The organism is Vibrio sp. FF266, assembly GCF_041439695.1.
GTDB classification, from domain to species: Bacteria; Pseudomonadota; Gammaproteobacteria; order Enterobacterales; family Vibrionaceae; genus Vibrio; species Vibrio tasmaniensis_A.
Genome location: NZ_JBGOOO010000058.1, coordinates 1 through 16,182 on the forward strand (window position 1 = coordinate 1; position 16,182 = coordinate 16,182).

The 16,182-nt window shown below is 43.7% G+C and carries 16 protein-coding genes and 1 tRNA gene; 8 read left to right on the forward strand and 9 right to left on the reverse strand.

Features of this window, described 5'->3' with window-relative positions:
• Window positions 1-121: 121 nt before the first annotated feature.
• The 6 genes from ACED59_RS22765 to lolB form a co-directional block, all read right to left on the reverse strand.
• A tRNA-Met gene (locus ACED59_RS22765) sits at window positions 122-198 on the reverse strand.
• A 281-nt stretch (window positions 199-479) separates the two neighbouring features.
• Complete coding sequence (gene ychF, locus ACED59_RS22770; protein ID WP_029223110.1) at window positions 480-1,571, reverse strand: redox-regulated ATPase YchF; 1,092 nt, start codon at window positions 1,569-1,571, stop codon at window positions 480-482.
• Between the two features lie 10 nt (window positions 1,572-1,581).
• Window positions 1,582-2,172 (reverse strand): aminoacyl-tRNA hydrolase, encoded by a 591-nt coding sequence (pth, locus tag ACED59_RS22775; protein ID WP_010439162.1) that lies wholly within the window; start codon window positions 2,170-2,172, stop codon window positions 1,582-1,584.
• Between the two features lie 370 nt (window positions 2,173-2,542).
• On the reverse strand, window positions 2,543-3,487 hold the full coding sequence (locus ACED59_RS22780; protein WP_012603389.1) for a ribose-phosphate pyrophosphokinase: 945 nt from the start codon (window positions 3,485-3,487) through the stop codon (window positions 2,543-2,545).
• 27 nt (window positions 3,488-3,514) lie between these two features.
• Window positions 3,515-4,390, reverse strand: coding sequence for a 4-(cytidine 5'-diphospho)-2-C-methyl-D-erythritol kinase (ispE, locus tag ACED59_RS22785; RefSeq protein WP_032499766.1), 876 nt, complete (start codon window positions 4,388-4,390; stop codon window positions 3,515-3,517).
• On the reverse strand, window positions 4,387-5,055 hold the full coding sequence (gene lolB / locus ACED59_RS22790; protein WP_371705066.1) for a lipoprotein insertase outer membrane protein LolB: 669 nt from the start codon (window positions 5,053-5,055) through the stop codon (window positions 4,387-4,389). The genes ispE and lolB overlap by 4 nt, the downstream gene beginning before the upstream one ends.
• A gap of 160 nt (window positions 5,056-5,215) precedes the next feature.
• Between lolB and hemA the strand changes: the two genes are divergently transcribed.
• The 8 genes from hemA to ybaK all read left to right on the forward strand — a co-directional run bounded on the left by hemA (window position 5,216) and on the right by ybaK (window position 13,561).
• Entirely contained in the window at window positions 5,216-6,475 is a 1,260-nt protein-coding gene (gene hemA / locus ACED59_RS22795) for a glutamyl-tRNA reductase (RefSeq protein WP_009848729.1), read from the forward strand.
• 28 nt (window positions 6,476-6,503) lie between these two features.
• Entirely contained in the window at window positions 6,504-7,592 is a 1,089-nt protein-coding gene (prfA, locus tag ACED59_RS22800; RefSeq protein ID WP_009848728.1) for a peptide chain release factor 1, read from the forward strand.
• A gap of 5 nt (window positions 7,593-7,597) precedes the next feature.
• Window positions 7,598-8,470 (forward strand): peptide chain release factor N(5)-glutamine methyltransferase, encoded by an 873-nt coding sequence (gene prmC / locus ACED59_RS22805; protein WP_017097590.1) that lies wholly within the window; start codon window positions 7,598-7,600, stop codon window positions 8,468-8,470.
• Window positions 8,471-8,660: 190 nt separating this feature from the next.
• Complete coding sequence (locus ACED59_RS22810) at window positions 8,661-9,044, forward strand: SirB2 family protein (protein WP_017097591.1); 384 nt, start codon at window positions 8,661-8,663, stop codon at window positions 9,042-9,044.
• Window positions 9,045-9,071: 27 nt separating this feature from the next.
• Window positions 9,072-9,881 carry a SirB1 family protein gene (locus ACED59_RS22815; protein WP_017097592.1) on the forward strand — a complete coding sequence of 270 codons (810 nt, stop codon included), beginning with the start codon at window positions 9,072-9,074 and terminating at the stop codon, window positions 9,879-9,881.
• A 22-nt stretch (window positions 9,882-9,903) separates the two neighbouring features.
• Window positions 9,904-10,758, forward strand: coding sequence for a 3-deoxy-8-phosphooctulonate synthase (gene kdsA / locus ACED59_RS22820; RefSeq protein WP_012603393.1), 855 nt, complete (start codon window positions 9,904-9,906; stop codon window positions 10,756-10,758).
• A gap of 549 nt (window positions 10,759-11,307) precedes the next feature.
• A complete protein-coding gene (gene ushA / locus ACED59_RS22825; protein WP_029223112.1) occupies window positions 11,308-12,969 on the forward strand; it encodes a bifunctional UDP-sugar hydrolase/5'-nucleotidase UshA in 1,662 nt (553 codons plus the stop codon).
• A 118-nt stretch (window positions 12,970-13,087) separates the two neighbouring features.
• Entirely contained in the window at window positions 13,088-13,561 is a 474-nt protein-coding gene (gene ybaK / locus ACED59_RS22830) for a Cys-tRNA(Pro) deacylase (RefSeq protein ID WP_017097593.1), read from the forward strand.
• 107 nt (window positions 13,562-13,668) lie between these two features.
• On the opposite strand, the gene rluF is transcribed toward ybaK, so the two are convergent.
• The 3 genes from rluF to ACED59_RS22845 all read right to left on the reverse strand — a co-directional run bounded on the left by rluF (window position 13,669) and on the right by ACED59_RS22845 (window position 15,875).
• Window positions 13,669-14,808 (reverse strand): 23S rRNA pseudouridine(2604) synthase RluF, encoded by a 1,140-nt coding sequence (gene rluF, locus ACED59_RS22835; RefSeq protein ID WP_017097594.1) that lies wholly within the window; start codon window positions 14,806-14,808, stop codon window positions 13,669-13,671.
• Window positions 14,809-14,985: 177 nt separating this feature from the next.
• On the reverse strand, window positions 14,986-15,567 hold the full coding sequence (gene smrA, locus ACED59_RS22840; RefSeq protein ID WP_009848720.1) for a DNA endonuclease SmrA: 582 nt from the start codon (window positions 15,565-15,567) through the stop codon (window positions 14,986-14,988).
• 167 nt (window positions 15,568-15,734) lie between these two features.
• Complete coding sequence (locus ACED59_RS22845; protein ID WP_004736246.1) at window positions 15,735-15,875, reverse strand: DUF3149 domain-containing protein; 141 nt, start codon at window positions 15,873-15,875, stop codon at window positions 15,735-15,737.
• Between the last annotated feature and the right edge of the window lie 307 nt (window positions 15,876-16,182).

Here is a 16,182-nt window from a genome sequence, read left to right on the forward strand (position 1 = left end):
ACCTCTCGGCGCCAGAACCTAAATCTGGTGCGTCTACCAATTCCGCCACGACCGCTTTATTTCCTAAAAACTCTTTGTTGTCAAAAGACATACGTTTAATAAAAACAGAGTGCTTAGGAAATGGTGGCTACTGCGGGATTCGAACCTGCGACCCCATCATTATGAGTGATGTGCTCTAACCAACTGAGCTAAGTAGCCATTTCCAAATTGTTGCTCATTTCGAGACGTTGCCGCTTCGTTGTGAACGGGGCGCATTATGCGGAGTTGAGTGAAACCCGTCAACTTTTTTTTTGAATAAATCACGAATAAACATCTGTTCGGTTTCTTTTTAGTCAAAGAGGCGTATTTGTCAGCAAGAAATAGGTTCAAATGCTGATATATATAGGAAGTTAAGTTTTGGATAAGAAGCTCTTTAGCAAAGAGCGAAAACGAAAAAGGCCAGTGAATTCACTGGCCTTTTATTAGATGTTTATCGGTAATTAAACGTTGAAACGGAAGTGAACAACATCACCGTCTTTAACGATGTATTCTTTGCCTTCAAGACGCCATTTACCTGCATCTTTTGCTCCGCTTTCACCGCCAAATTCGATGAAATGTTCGTAACCAACTACTTCTGCACGGATGAATCCTTTTTCGAAGTCGGTGTGGATCTTGCCAGCAGCTTGTGGCGCAGTCGCACCTACAGGGATCGTCCAAGCGCGAACTTCTTTAACACCTGCAGTGAAGTAAGTCTGAAGAGTAAGTAGTTCGTAACCAGAGCGGATCACTCGGTTAAGGCCTGGTTCTTCGATACCCATGTCAGCAAGGAACTCTTCACGATCTTCATCGTCAAGTTCAGAAAGCTCAGATTCGATTGCAGCACAAACAGCAACAACAACGTTGTTCTCTTTTTCTGCGTACTCACGAACTGCGTCTAGGTAAGGGTTGTTTTCAAAACCATCTTCAGCAACGTTTGCGATGTACATTGTTGGCTTAAGCGTTAGGAAGTTAAGGTAGTCGATCGCCGCTACTTCTTCTTTAGCAAGTTCAACAGTACGAGCCATACCACCTTCAGTCAGGATAGGTAGTAGCTTTTCAAGAACCGTAGTTTCGAATTTAGCGTCTTTATCGCCGCCTTTTGCTTTTTTAGCATTGCGGAATATTGCACGTTCACAGCTATCTAGATCGGCAAGAGCAAGCTCAAGGTTGATCACTTCGATATCTTCGATAGGTGATACTTTGCCTGAAACGTGAACGATGTTTTCGTTTTCAAAGCAGCGTACAACGTGACCGATAGCATCAGTTTCGCGGATGTTAGCTAGGAACTTGTTACCTAGACCTTCGCCTTTAGATGCGCCAGCAACTAGGCCTGCGATATCTACGAATTCCATTGTCGTTGGAAGGATCTTCTGTGGATTAACAATTTTTGCTAATGCATCTAAGCGTAGATCTGGAACCGGAACGATACCTGTGTTTGGTTCGATCGTACAAAATGGAAAGTTTGCTGCTTCGATGCCTGCTTTAGTCAGTGCGTTAAACAGAGTTGACTTACCAACGTTTGGTAGACCAACGATGCCACATTTAAAACCCATGATATAAACCTTATTCTGCTTTGAACGTATGTAAGCGATTTTGTGCTTTTGGTAGGCCATCTTTCAATAAGATGTCTAGGCTACGAACCGATTCGTCAACGACAGCCTCGATACACTCTTGCTCTTTCGCAGGAGCTTTGCCTAATACATAACCTGCAACTTTATCTTTGTGTCCTGGATGGCCAATGCCTAATCTAAGACGATAGAATTCTTTATTGTTACCCTGTTTGCTGATGATGTCTTTCAGACCATTATGTCCACCATGACCACCACCTTTTTTAAACTTTCCAATACCTGGAGGAAGATCTAACTCATCGTGAGCGACCATGATCTCTTCTGGTTTAATTTGGTAGAACTTTGCTAAGGCAGCAACAGCTTTGCCTGACAAGTTCATAAAAGTCGTTGGGATCAGCAAACGAAGATCTTCACCATGAACCATGATACGACCCGTTAGGCCAAAGAACTTTGGTTCGTTCTTCAGTGTCACGTTGTGTACACGTGCTAATTCTTCAACTACCCAAGCACCCGCATTGTGGCGAGTTTTGGCATATTCTGGACCTGGATTAGCCAGTCCAACGAGAAGTTTTATTTGTTGGCTCAAGGTATGGATCTCTCTTGGGATTTCAAAAAGCGCCGTATGATATCACAGTTTATGAAAAAGGTGCGAGCTAGCTGATAGCAACTCAATGATTCAAACTGTGGTCAAATTCACTTTGTGGTCGTTATACCAATCGTAGTAAATAACTGGTCACCCTAGCTAGTTAAAATGCTCGATAACTGCGTTATAATTTTTGATTGTAGAATAACTACTTATAAAAAAATCACGCCTTGTTCTCAAGCTTTTTTCCTGCGCTATTTCTGAACACTTACTTACTGTGATTGGTATTAGATATAAAAAAAGCACTTCATCGAATGAAGTGCTTAATATCTTTTTCAGATTGTTCTGCTAAAGCAAAGCTATAGAGCTTTGATTAGTTGAACATCGCAGAGATAGACTCTTCGTTGCTGATACGACGAATCGCTTCAGCAAGCATGCGAGAAAGGCTTAGTTCAGTTACTTTACCTGTCGCGGCCATTTCCGGAGAAAGCTTGATTGAATCGGTAACAATAACTTGGTCTAGAACTGAATTGCGGATGTTTTCTGCAGCAGTACCAGAGAATACAGCGTGAGTTGCGTAAGCGAATACACGCTTAGCACCGCGCTCTTTAAGCGCTTCAGCTGCTTTACATAGTGTGCCACCAGTATCGATCATGTCATCAACGATAACACAGTCACGACCTTCAACATCACCGATTAGGTTCATTACTTCAGAAACGTTAGCACGTGGACGACGCTTATCAACGATAGCGATGTCAACATCACCTAGCGCTTTAGCTGTAGCACGAGCACGTACAACACCACCAAGGTCTGGAGAAACCACAACTGGGTTTTCTAGGCCACGGTTAGCCATGTCTTCTAGAAGAACTGGAGTGCCGAAAATGTTATCAACAGGTACATCGAAGAAGCCTTGGATTTGCTCTGCGTGTAGGTCGATAGTCAAAACGCGGTCAACACCAACGTTAGAAAGGAAATCTGCAACAACTTTTGCAGTAATAGGCACACGAGCAGAACGTACACGACGATCTTGACGGGCATAACCGAAGTAAGGGATTACAGCAGTAATACGGCCAGCAGAAGCACGGCGCATTGCGTCAATCATTACCACCAATTCCATAAGGTTGTCATTGGTTGGTGCACAAGTTGATTGAATCAGGAATACATCGCTACCACGAACGTTTTCATTGATTTGTACAGCGACTTCGCCATCAGAAAAACGGTCTACAGTAGCATCTCCAAGAGAGATGTATAGACGATCAGCAATACGTTGGGCTAGTTCAGGTGTTGCGTTACCAGCAAATAGCTTCATATCAGGCACGGTGGAAACCTCGGGTTGCGTCCAGTTTTAAATAGATTGTGGGTGGGCTGATTGGTATTCAGCCAAAGTTTCTTTTAAAGGCGAAATGTTTCGTCCTCTCGCGACAAACGCGGAAACTGTGTCAGGCAGTTGCTCTAGCACTGATTCGGCTTCTTTTTTGCTGCTAAATTCAGCAAAAACGCATGAACCCGTACCAGTCAATCTCGACGGCGCGTATTGTAGCAGCCATGAAAGTTGCTTATCAACCTCTGGGTACAGCATTCGCACAATTTTTTCGCAATCGTTTACGTATTCTTGCTCTAGAAGCGTTGATAGTGCTCGCTTCGGCGTATTTCGAGTTAATTCTGAATGTGTGAATATGTCTACAGTTGCTATGCTCACTTGAGGTTTAACAACGAGATACCATTTCTCATCCGGATTAGCGGGTTGTAATTGTTCACCAACACCTTCAGCAAAGGCGGCGTGGCCTCGAACGAAGACCGGAACGTCTGCACCAAGCTTTAAGCCAATCTCAGCTAACTGGTCATCAGACAGGTTGAGTTGCCATAAATGGTTGAGCGCGACCAACACGGTTGCGGCATTTGAAGAGCCTCCGCCAATGCCACCTCCCATAGGAAGCACTTTCTTTAACTCAATATCCGCACCGAAAGTCGTCGATGTGTATTGTTGAAGGGCAGTTGCGGCTTTCCAAATCAGGTTATCTTCTGTCGCAACACCTGGAATTTCAGGTGTGATTGTTATCGAGCTTGTTTCTCGGTTTGCGGTAACCGTAAGTTCATCGCCAAAGTCGACAAACTGAAATAGGGTCTGAAGTTCGTGATAGCCATTGTCGCGTCGGCCAGTGATGTAGAGAAATAAATTCAGCTTAGCTGGCGAAGGCCAGTGAGTTGGCGTTGTTATCATTTTTTCAGTGTCCACTTCGAAACTACAATGTTGATTTTGTTCTCGTCTTGCTTAAATGACAATCGAGTAGGGAGGGGAATTGTCTCTACGTTCGTGCTGTCTTCACTAGAGTTCCTGTTGTCTTCACCAGATAATAGTGTACTCGGCATCTCCGTATTGCGATAGTTAGCAAAATTCAGTGTCCATAATTGACTGCTGACTTGTTTAGACAAAGATTCAAGCGTGTTGGTGCTGTTGAGTTGGTAGCTATCTGCTTGGTCGGGAATGCCAAGGAACCATTGTGGTAGGTGATCAATGGGGATCTGCAATCCAGTAAGTTGCTCTACTAATACAGATGCACTTGCATGGGTGAATACTTGATCATCGTAAGTCACGACTTTTGCACTCAAACTGTCAATTGTAAGGTTCAAGGCGGTTTGACCAAGGAAAGTGGTCAGTCTTAATTGGCTTTGATTTGGGGAGTGCTTCCATATGAAGTTTAGGCTTTGGCGTTGCTCTGGAGAAATGTAAGCGAGCTTGCCTGAAGCTTGATAGTTTTCTATCTGTAAAAGCCTGTTTTGGTGACTTTGCCACTCAACGCTGGTCGGTTGTTCTGGGATAGACGAGCAACCCACCATAATGATGGTCAAAAAAATAAGAGACGTGATTTTTCGAAGCTTGCTCATATTTGCTCACAACTTGTTCAAATTTATCTAAAAAACGTCTCAACTATAGCATTGAATTCACGAACTCAGGAAAACAAATCCCGCTTGCTCTTTAAATAGAGCCATGCATCAAGTAAAATTCGCCCCTTGTTTCCATTCCCTGATCGAGAACTTCTGATACATGTCTTTGCTTGCCGTAGGTATCAATCACAATACAGCGTCGGTTGAATTGCGAGAAAAAGTCGCTTTTGGTCCAGATAAATTATCTGAGGCACTTAAGCAACTTAACGCAAATGCACACGTAAATGGAAGTGTCATACTTTCTACCTGTAATCGAACTGAAGTGTATTGTGACGTCAAAGGCGTGGCAAAAAACAAGTTGATCGATTGGCTGTCTGTATTTCATCAAGTTAGCCCTGAAGAATTAAAACCGAGCATCTACATCCATGAAGAGCAAGCCGCGATTAAGCACTTAATGCGCGTTGCCTGTGGTTTGGACTCTCTGGTGTTGGGTGAACCACAGATTTTAGGTCAGGTGAAGCAAGCTTATACAGACTCTCGAGATAACAAATCTGTTGATGCTTCAATGGAAAAACTGTTTCAGAAATCATTTTCTGTCGCTAAGCGTGTTCGAACTGAAACTGAAATTGGCGGAAGCGCGGTTTCAGTTGCTTACGCAGCTTGCACATTAGCCAAACACATCTTTGAGTCGATTGCTGAATCAACGGTGTTATTGGTAGGTGCGGGTGAGACGATTGAATTGGTGGCAAAACACCTTTCAGCGAATGGTTGCACCAAGATGATTGTGGCCAACCGAACTCGTGAGCGTGCTTTAGGGCTAGCTGAAGAGTTTGGTGCTGAAGTGATTAGCCTCAATGAAATCCCCGATCACCTGCATCGAGCGGATATCGTGATCAGCTCAACCGCTAGTCCACTGCCTATTATTGGGAAGGGCATGGTTGAGACCGCACTTAAGACAAGAAAACATCAACCGATGTTGTTGGTTGATATTGCAGTGCCTCGAGACGTTGAGTCTCAGGTAGGCGATCTGAATGATGCTTACCTGTATTCCGTTGATGATCTGCAGTCGATTGTTGATGGCAACATTGAACAACGTAAAGTGGAAGCTATCCAAGCGGAAGCTATTGTTAGTGAAGAAAGTGCGGCATTCATGAGTTGGATGCGTTCACTGCAAGCGGTAGACAGTATTCGTGACTATCGCAAATCGGCCAATGAAATCCGAGAAGAATTATTAAGTAAGAGTTTACAATCACTTGCCGCTGGCGGTGACCCTGAAAAAGTTTTACTTGAGCTAAGTAACAAGCTCACAAACAAATTGATCCATGCTCCAACGCGTGCACTCCAAAGTGCAGCAGAGCAAGGAGAACCTGCAAAATTAACGGTCATTAGACAGAGTTTGGGCTTAGAAAACCCTCAATAATATTCGACCTCCAACAGAATAAGACATTATGAAAGCCTCGATTCTAATAAAGCTTGAAACACTTGTTGAACGCTATGAAGAAGTTCAACATCTACTTGGTGATCCCGATGTACTTGGGAATCAAGATAAATTCCGTGCCTTGTCAAAAGAGTATTCTCAATTAGAAGAGGTGACGGGGTGCTTTAAATCATACCAGCAAGCTCAAGAAGATTTAGAAGCTGCTGAAGAGATGGCAAATGAAGACGACGCAGAAATGCGTGAAATGGCTCAAGAAGAAATCAAAGATGCGAAAGCGAACATTGAACGTCTGACTGATGAGCTGCAAATTCTTCTGATTCCAAAAGATCCAAACGATGAGCGTAACTGTTTCTTAGAGATTCGTGCCGGCGCAGGTGGTGATGAAGCGGGTATCTTTGCGGGTAACCTTTTCCGTATGTACTCTAAGTTTGCCGAGAAAAAAGGCTGGCGCGTCGAAGTGATGAGCAGCAATGTTTCAGAGCAGGGCGGCTTTAAAGAGATGATCGCTAAAATCAGTGGCGATGCTGTTTATGGCACAATGAAGTTCGAGTCTGGTGGTCACCGTGTACAACGTGTACCTGAGACTGAATCACAAGGTCGTGTTCATACGTCTGCATGTACCGTTGCGGTTATGCCTGAGATTCCAGAAGCAGATCTGCCAGAGATCAAAGCTGGCGACCTTAAGATTGATACTTTCCGTGCATCTGGCGCGGGTGGTCAACACGTTAACACCACGGATTCAGCAATCCGTATTACTCACTTACCAACAGGTACAGTAGTAGAGTGTCAAGACGAGCGTTCTCAGCATAAAAACAAAGCGAAAGCGATGGCTGTTCTTGCGGCTCGTATCGTTCAAGCTGAAGAAGAGCGTCGTGCTGCTGCGATTTCAGATACACGTCGTAACCTATTAGGTTCTGGTGACCGTAGTGACCGTATTCGTACGTACAACTACCCTCAAGGCCGTGTTTCTGATCACCGCATCAACTTAACTATCTACCGCCTGAACGAAGTTCTGGAAGGTGATATGCAAAGCCTGCTTGATCCTGTTCTACAAGAGCACCAAGCAGATCAACTAGCAGCACTTGCTGAGCACAACTAATTACTATGCAGTCAGCATATACGGTTGAAAGTGCTTTAAAGTCAGCAATCGTACAGCTTCAAGAGGGCGATAACACATCGCCCTCGATTGATGCTGCGGTACTGCTTTGCCACGCCTTAGATAAACCAAGATCTTACCTACTGACTTGGCCTGAGAAGTATCTCACTTCAGAACAAGAATCCGAATTCAATACCCTTCTAAAACGTCGCTTAACCGGTGAGCCTGTGGCTTATATTGTTGGTGAACGTGAGTTTTGGTCGCTGCCGTTAAAAGTTTCTCCTTCTACTTTAATCCCACGTCCAGATACGGAACGCTTGGTTGAAGTGGCGTTAGACAAAACGTATGGCAAGCAAGGTGCGATTCTCGATTTAGGAACTGGTACTGGTGCGATCGCTTTGGCATTGGCGTCTGAGATGCCGAACCGACCGGTGACGGGTATTGATCTTCGTCCGGAAGCGCAACAACTTGCGACAGAAAATGCGCGACGCTTGAATATCACCAACGCCACCTTTTTACACGGCAGTTGGTTTGAGCCTTTGAACCTAGCTAACTCTGAAAAAGAAGCGATCAAGTTTTCGTTGATTGTCTCTAACCCGCCATATATTGAGAAGAATGATCCCCACTTGTCTCAAGGTGATGTACGCTTTGAGCCTATTACGGCGTTAGTGGCTGAAGATAAAGGTTTAGCTGATATTCGATACATCTCTGAAAACGCACGAAGCTTTTTAGAAAACGAAGGTTGGTTAGCGTTTGAACACGGTTACGACCAAGGTTTAGCTGTACGTGAGATTATGCAGGCGCTCGGATATCTCGATGTTGTGACAGAGAAAGATTACGGTGGTAATGACCGAGTGACATTGGGTCGTTACTGTTCATAGGCTGCTGTTAATCATCTTGTGAGCAATAGATGATTAACTTGCTAAATTGATACCTTTAACTCGAAAATACACTTAACTCGATAATGCATTTAACGCAGAAATACAGAGATTTTACGCAGAACTACAGAGCATTAACGGGTATTGTGTGGCTCGTGTTAACGAAAGACATATAAAAATATAAAGGAATACCATGTACGAAGGTCTAAAACATTTTCACCTATTAACGATTGCTATAAGCGCACTGCTTCTTTCGATTCGTTTCGCTCTTATGATGACTAACTCACCGAAGCTTAAGCATCCTTTCTTACAGCGTTTCCCTCATATCAATGACTCATTGCTGTTGCTTTCGGGTATTGGTTTGATTTTTATCACTGGCTTTATTCCATTTACACCAGCAGCACCCTGGTTAACCGAAAAACTAACCTGTGTTATGGCTTACATCGCATTGGGCTTCTTTGCGCTTAAGCTAGGTAAAAACAAGCTACTGAGAGTGTTCTCTTTCTTTGGTGCGCTTGGCTGGTTAGCGATGGCAGGTAAAATTGCAATGACGAAGACACCAACATTTTTCGGTTAATTATCTCCTTATTTCGGTTAACTACCTATGTACGAATTTTTTGATGAAGACTTTGACCAGCTAGAGTTAGCTGAAGGTGCATTGATCTTAAATAAAGCGATTAACCCAGAAACTCAAGACAGTTGGGCAGAACAAGAGTTGGCGAGATTGTTAAAAGACGCCGAGTTTGCTTTGGTTAACGAAACGGATGAACAGCAGAAGTTTGAATCCTTTATTCGACTATTCTTTTATGAGTGGGGTTTTGCTGGGGATAAAGATGCGTATTTTTCTTCGGAAAACGCATTTATCGATAAAGTACTTGAGAGAAAAAAAGGCATTCCAGTGAGTCTTGGTGCGATCTTTCTTTATCTAGGTCGCAAGTTAGGCTTCCCTGTTGAAGGCGTGTCTTTCCCAACTCAATTCTTACTTAAAGTGAGTTGGTTCGGGCAAGCTGCTGTATACATTAACCCGTACAACGGCGAGTACGTTGGCGTGCAAACTTTACGAGCATGGCTTATTGGGCATGATGGCCCACTAGCTAAGGTAAAAGCTGAACACTTAGAAGTTGCTGACCACCCAACGATTATTGGTAAGTGGCTAGCGTTACTTAAGAGTGCATTGCTTCGAGAAGAGCGTTATACGCTTGCATTGAAGTGTACCGACCTTGCGTTAACGTTTGTGCCGGATGATCCGTATGAAATCCGCGACCGCGGCTTTATTTATCAGCAGCTAGACTGTCATCAGGTCGCTGCTACGGATTATCAATATTTTATCGACCAATGCCCAGATGACCCTGCATCTGAGCTACTAAAATCTCAAGTGAACGTCATGAACGAAAAGATAGTGGTTGTTCACTAATTAATAATTATTTAGAGAGAATATGATGGAACAGAAAACAGTTCACATTGGCAATATGCCAATTGCTAATGACAAGCCATTTACGCTATTTGCAGGTATGAACGTTCTTGAATCTCGCGATCTAGCTATGCAGATCTGTGAGCACTACGTGAAAGTAACAGAGAAGTTGGGTATCCCTTATGTATTTAAGGCGTCTTTCGACAAAGCAAACCGTAGCTCAGTTCACTCATACCGTGGTCCTGGCATGGAAGAAGGTCTTAAAATTTTCCAAGAGCTGAAAGATACCTTTGGCGTGAAGATCATCACTGATATTCACACTGAAGCGCAAGCTCAGCCTGTTGCTGATGTGGTTGATGTAATCCAGCTTCCAGCGTTCCTTGCTCGTCAAACTGATCTTGTTGAAGCAATGGCTAAGACTGGCGCGGTTATCAATGTGAAGAAGCCTCAGTTCATGAGCCCAGATCAAGTGGGTAATATCGTTGATAAGTTTGCTGAGTGTGGCAACGAGAACATCATTCTTTGTGAACGCGGTTCTTGCATGGGTTATGACAACTTAGTAGTTGATATGCTTGGTTTTGGTGTGATGAAGAAATCATCAAACGGTAGCCCAATCATCTTTGATGTGACTCACGCGCTTCAAATGCGTGATCCATCAGGTGCTGCATCTGGCGGTCGTCGTGAGCAAACGGTTGAACTAGCTAAAGCGGGCATTGCGACGGGTATTGCTGGTCTATTTCTTGAGGCTCACCCTAACCCGGATCAAGCTCGTTGTGATGGCCCATCAGCTCTACCGCTAGATAAGCTAGAACCGTTCTTGAAGCAGATGAAAGCACTTGATGACCTTATCAAAGGCTTCGAGCACATCGAAATCAAATAGTTTTATCTGATGTTAAGTCACTAGTATTAACTAGAGAGTGTTAACTCGTTATTTGATTGTAATAGACAAACGCCCAACTCTTAGAGTTGGGCGTTTTTTAATGGAACATCCGTTTAGTTCACCGAAGCCTCGGCCTATTTGGGCTATGACTAAGCTGTCTGTCTGGCTGTTCACGAACTTGTTTTGCAGTGCGTCAATCCACGATAGGCGATTAACCCCTTGTTAACAGAGCCTCTGATTCCCTAAGAAAGCGGTATAGGTGTGTGAGGTCTGTCCTGTTTGTAGTGAATTGCTGACATTCATCACACTTTATAAGTAAACGATTGCCTGTGATGCAGGGGAAGTTTGAGTGTAATCTCATAATTTTGTTACACTTAACTGTTGATTCATGCGTGACCAATTCGACATAAATATGAAATCATCGTGTTACATTTAGAATGTTAATTTAAGATTAGTCATGTTGAAGTCTTATTGTTCGAACTCCAGACAAGGAGTCGCAATGGATTATAGAAAGCAGTGGATTCCCCTAAAAAGTTCAAAGGTATGACAATGAAGCAACGCCTTATTCTAAAGACAGCACTAAGTGCTGCAATCCTAGCTACTTTGGCTGGATGTGCGTCTCAATCAGCTCATGATTGGAACCAAGACGAAACTTATAAGCTAACTATCCTGCATACGAACGACAACCATGGTCGTTTTTGGCAGAACAAATACGGCGAATACGGCATGTCTGCACGTAAAACGCTTGTTGACCAACTTCGTGCAGAAGTTGAAGCAGAAGGCGGTAGCGTGTTGCTTCTATCTGGCGGTGACATCAACACTGGTGTACCAGAGTCAGACCTTCAGGATGCAGAACCTGATTTTAAAGGTATGAATAAAATTGGTTACGATGCAATGGCATTAGGTAACCACGAGTTCGATAACTCACTAGACGTACTGCAAAAACAGATCGACTGGGCAAACTTCCCAATGCTATCTGCAAACATCTACGACAAAGCGACAGGCGAGCGTAAATTCCAAGCTTACGAGATGTTTGAAAAGCAAGGTATCAAAATTGCTGTTATCGGTCTAACGACTGAAGATACTGCGAAAATTGGTAACCCAGAATTTATTGCTGGTATCGATTTCCGTGACCCTAAAGAAGAAGCGAAGAAACTGATCGCTGAACTTAAAGAAACAGAAAAACCAGATCTTATCTTCGCTGTGACTCACATGGGTCACTACGAAAATGGTCAGCGTGGTGTTAATGCTCCGGGTGATGTAGCACTAGCTCGTTACCTAAATGAAGGCGATCTAGATATGATCGTTGGTGGTCACTCTCAAGAGCCTGTATGTATGGAAGGCCCTAACGTTGCGAAGCAAAACTTCAAGCCGGGTGATGAGTGTAAACCAGACGTTCAAAACGGTACTTACATCGTTCAAGCTCACGAGTGGGGCAAGTACGTAGGCCGTGCTGATTACGAATTCCGTAATGGCGAACTAGAGATGGTGAGCTACGACTTGGTTCCCGTTAACCTTAAGAAGAAAGTTAAGATTGACGGCAAGAAGCAACGCGTTCTTATTCAAGATGAAATCGCACAAGATCCAGAGCTGCTTGAATTCCTACGTCCTTTCCAAGAACAGGGCCAAGCTCAGTTAGAAGTTCAAATCGCTGAGACAAATGGCAAGCTTGAAGGTGACCGTAACGTAGTTCGCTTCCAACAAACTAACCTGGGTCGTTTGATTGCGACTTCTCACATGGAGCGTGCAAAAGCAGACTTCGCTGTGATGAACTCTGGTGGCGTTCGTGACTCAATTGAAGCCGGCGATGTGACGTACAAAGATGTACTAACAGTACAGCCTTTTGCAAACATCCTGACTTACACTGATATGACTGGTAAAGAAGTTCTAGATTACCTAAACGTAGTGGCGACTAAACCTGTTGATTCAGGTGCTTATGCACAGTTTGCAGGTATTTCTATGACTGTCGCTGACGGTGAAGTATCGAATGTCTTCATCGGTGGCAAGCAGCTTCGTTTAGATGAAACATACCGCTTTACGGTACCAAGCTTTAACGCTGCTGGCGGTGACGGTTACCCTAAACTGTCTGATCACCCTGGCTTTGTGAACACAGGTTTTGTTGACGCTGAAGTACTAAAAGAGTACCTAGAAGCAAACAGCCCTGTTGATGTGAACAAGTACGCGCCTTCAGGTCAAATGGTTTACAAGTAATTGAACCCAGTTAATTGAATCACTAGGTGCTAAATTAGATTGACTCTAGCACCATGATAAATTTAACTAAAGCGACGCCTCGGCGTCGCTTTTTGTTTATCTATCGTTTGGATTTGTTATGACCCCTGCAATCAATCTCGCCAAGAAAAAGAAAATCGCTCACAGTGTGCATCAGTATCATCATGATACAAATAACACGAATTATGGATTAGAGGCTGTCGAAGCGCTTGGTCAAGATCCCAAACGTGTATTCAAAACTCTGTTGTTCAGCTTGAATGGTGTGGCGAAAGATTTGGCGGTAGCTGTTATTCCTGTTGACCAGAAGTTAAACCTTAAGCTTGCAGCTAAAGCAGCGAAAGGTAAAAAAGCAGAGATGGCTGATCCAGATATTGCTCAGAAAACGACAGGTTATGTGGTGGGAGGAATCAGTCCTCTTGGTCAGAAAAAAGCATTACCTACCTTTGTTCATTCCAGCGCTACCGATTTTGAAACGATATGTGTGAGTGCAGGGAAGAGAGGGTTAGAGATCGAGCTAGATCCGAAATACTTAGTACTACTTACGCGTGGTCAGTTTGCTGAACTATGCCTGTAGCTTGTGCTTTCCATAACGATAAACGTACATGGTCACAAATAAAAACGCCCGCTAGACTAATCTAGCGGGCGTTTCTTTATCGACAGTCCCGTTTGAAAGGATTCTGACTATTTCTTCAAACCTAAAGTACCACCAACACGTTTCGGTGCAGGTTTGTTCGGCCTGTTTGAATCTTGACTACGGTCTGTCGGTTTACCGCTTCGACGTTCGTTATTGTCGCGATCTGTGCGATTGCGATCCGAACGGTTTTTATCTGAATTAGAACGCTCTGAACGAGAGTTTGATTTCCAGTTTTCGGTATTGCCACCGCCACCGCTTTCACCGTTCGATGAGTTACGGCCACGCTTTGAGTTAGGCGCATGACGGAATTCATCCGCATTGTTACCGCGGTAAGTGCGAGTACGGTTCTCGTTTTGATTACGGCGCGCTGTTGAAGTTTGGTTCTCTTCACGGCTATCAAAAAGTTTCGCGTCAGTTGCTTTACGAATTCGTTGACCTTTCGCGTTCATTTTTGACGCATCTTCAGTACTTACTGAGCCTTCACACATCGCCAAGATTTCATTAATCTCTTCGTCGCTCAGGTAGCGCCATTTTCCGTTAGGAATACCGTCCAATGAGATGTTCATAATACGAACACGGCGTAGCTTAAATACTTCGTAACCGAGCGCTTCACACATACGGCGAATCTGACGGTTAAGGCCTTGCGTTAATGTGATGCGAAACGAGAACTTGGTCTCTTTCTCTACCTTACATGGCAAGGTAACAGTATCGAGAATATGAACGCCAGCGCCCATTTGCTTCAAGAACTCAGTCGTAATAGGTTTGTCTACACGAACCACGTATTCTTTCTCGTGGTTGTTACCTGCACGTAGGATTTTGTTTACGATATCGCCGTCGTTGGTCAAGAAGATAAGACCATCAGAAGGCTTATCTAGACGACCAATAGGGAATATACGCTTGTGGTGACCTATAAAGTCGACGATGTTGCCTGGAATATCACGCTCAGTAGTACAGGTGATACCTGTTGGTTTATTAAGAGCAATGTAGATCGGCTTTTCTCTTGAACGAACAGGTTTATTGTCGATCTCAACATCATCACCAGGCAAGACTTTAGTGCCCATTTCAGGGATCTTACCGTTAATAGTAACTCGGCCAGCATCAATGAGTTTGTCGGCTTCGCGGCGTGAGCAAAAACCAGTTTCACTGATGTATTTATTAAGGCGTTTAGCTTGGGATTCTTGTGACATGATATTCTCTTAGCGTTTCACAACGGAAATATAGATAAACAAAAAGCAACCTCTGAATAGTTGCTTTGAGTTGGGATTCGTTAACTGAGAACAATTTTAGCACTTGGTGTGAGTCTAGGCACGAAATATCGCTCTTGATGCAAGACCGCTATTAGCTTAATTATCTATCTCAACTTATCAACTGCTGCGCTTTTGATGGCGCTCTCTGTTTTCTAGTTTTTTGTCATTACTCTTTCTGAGCATGACATAGACCGCGCCTGTACCACCGTGAAATTGCTGAGCTGAATGAACACATTGAACATCGTTAATTTGTGTTAGCCAATTTGCCACGTAGCTTTTCATCATTGCTGGTGGATTCGAACGCTCACCTTTACCGTGGACAATGATAACGGTACGAACATCCATTCTTAAACACTGACGCAAAAATGAGAGTACTTCGTTACGAGCGTCTTTCAATGTTTTCCTGTGAAGGTCGAGTTTGGCTTGAATTGGATACTTGCCCAAGCGCAGCTTTTTGTATACGCCTTCTTGTACGCCATCTTTTTTATAAGCAATGACATCGTCAGGTTTGATCATTGGAGAGTAGTCTAATGATAAGTAGTCTTTCTCGTCGTCAGACAGCCACATAGCGGCTTCACGCTTAGCAAGGTGAGATTCTGTGACTCGGTGTACTTTCTGGTGTTCGGCGGTGTCATGGTCGATACGTTTAACATCGCCCATCATTTCTTGGAATAGATCTAAGTCGTCATCATGAGACATAGTGTGTATCTCAAGTTGGATAAGGATAAGGTAAGTATACCTAAGTTGAGGCCGGGTTTAAAAATGAAAAAACCGGAGAAGACAATAAGTCGGCTCCGGTGCAAAGCGTTTTTACATCTACCTAAAGAAAATGATACTTAAAAGTAGATGATTTAGGCTGAGCGATTCTAGTGAGGAGATTTTTCAGTCATAACTTTGTAGATGAAGAAGCCTCCATAGAACATCATGAGACCCAGAGCCCCGAATATTACTATCATTGAAGATAGCCCCACCGCATTACCAAATAGGAGTTCTAGCCAAAAGTCCATGTGTATACCTCAAAGTTATATGACACGAGTTAGTGTATTAACTGGTGTTATCAATTCACTGATCTGGATCAATCCTGTTTCATAAGTTAAATACTTGTTGGTAACTGTGTGTTTTTCGTCACATTGGCATTTCACTTGTACGTCTTTTGTTCGAACGATTCGATATTGTAAAAAAGAGTGAAAAAAGCCCTTGCGGATAAACTCAGAATCCGTATTATACGCTTCATCGACAGGCAATCAGCCAGTTAGATATCTCGGTGAATAGCGCAGCTTGGTAGCGCATCTGGTTTGGGACCAGAGGGTCGGG

What these genes read in the sequence shown, in the direction of transcription:
- ychF (WP_029223110.1), bottom strand. Translation starts at nt 1,571, where the DNA reads ATGGGTTTTAAATGTGGCATCGTTGGTCTACCAAACGTTGGTAAGTCA.
- ispE (WP_032499766.1), bottom strand. Translation starts at nt 4,390, where the DNA reads ATGATAACAACGCCAACTCACTGGCCTTCGCCAGCTAAGCTGAATTTA.
- lolB (WP_371705066.1), bottom strand. Translation starts at nt 5,055, where the DNA reads ATGAGCAAGCTTCGAAAAATCACGTCTCTTATTTTTTTGACCATCATT.
- hemA (WP_009848729.1), top strand. Translation starts at nt 5,216, where the DNA reads ATGTCTTTGCTTGCCGTAGGTATCAATCACAATACAGCGTCGGTTGAA.
- prfA (WP_009848728.1), top strand. Translation starts at nt 6,504, where the DNA reads ATGAAAGCCTCGATTCTAATAAAGCTTGAAACACTTGTTGAACGCTAT.
- prmC (WP_017097590.1), top strand. Translation starts at nt 7,598, where the DNA reads ATGCAGTCAGCATATACGGTTGAAAGTGCTTTAAAGTCAGCAATCGTA.
- ACED59_RS22810 (WP_017097591.1), top strand. Translation starts at nt 8,661, where the DNA reads ATGTACGAAGGTCTAAAACATTTTCACCTATTAACGATTGCTATAAGC.
- ACED59_RS22815 (WP_017097592.1), top strand. Translation starts at nt 9,072, where the DNA reads ATGTACGAATTTTTTGATGAAGACTTTGACCAGCTAGAGTTAGCTGAA.
- kdsA (WP_012603393.1), top strand. Translation starts at nt 9,904, where the DNA reads ATGATGGAACAGAAAACAGTTCACATTGGCAATATGCCAATTGCTAAT.
- ushA (WP_029223112.1), top strand. Translation starts at nt 11,308, where the DNA reads ATGAAGCAACGCCTTATTCTAAAGACAGCACTAAGTGCTGCAATCCTA.
- ybaK (WP_017097593.1), top strand. Translation starts at nt 13,088, where the DNA reads ATGACCCCTGCAATCAATCTCGCCAAGAAAAAGAAAATCGCTCACAGT.
- rluF (WP_017097594.1), bottom strand. Translation starts at nt 14,808, where the DNA reads ATGTCACAAGAATCCCAAGCTAAACGCCTTAATAAATACATCAGTGAA.
- smrA (WP_009848720.1), bottom strand. Translation starts at nt 15,567, where the DNA reads ATGTCTCATGATGACGACTTAGATCTATTCCAAGAAATGATGGGCGAT.
- ACED59_RS22845 (WP_004736246.1), bottom strand. Translation starts at nt 15,875, where the DNA reads ATGGACTTTTGGCTAGAACTCCTATTTGGTAATGCGGTGGGGCTATCT.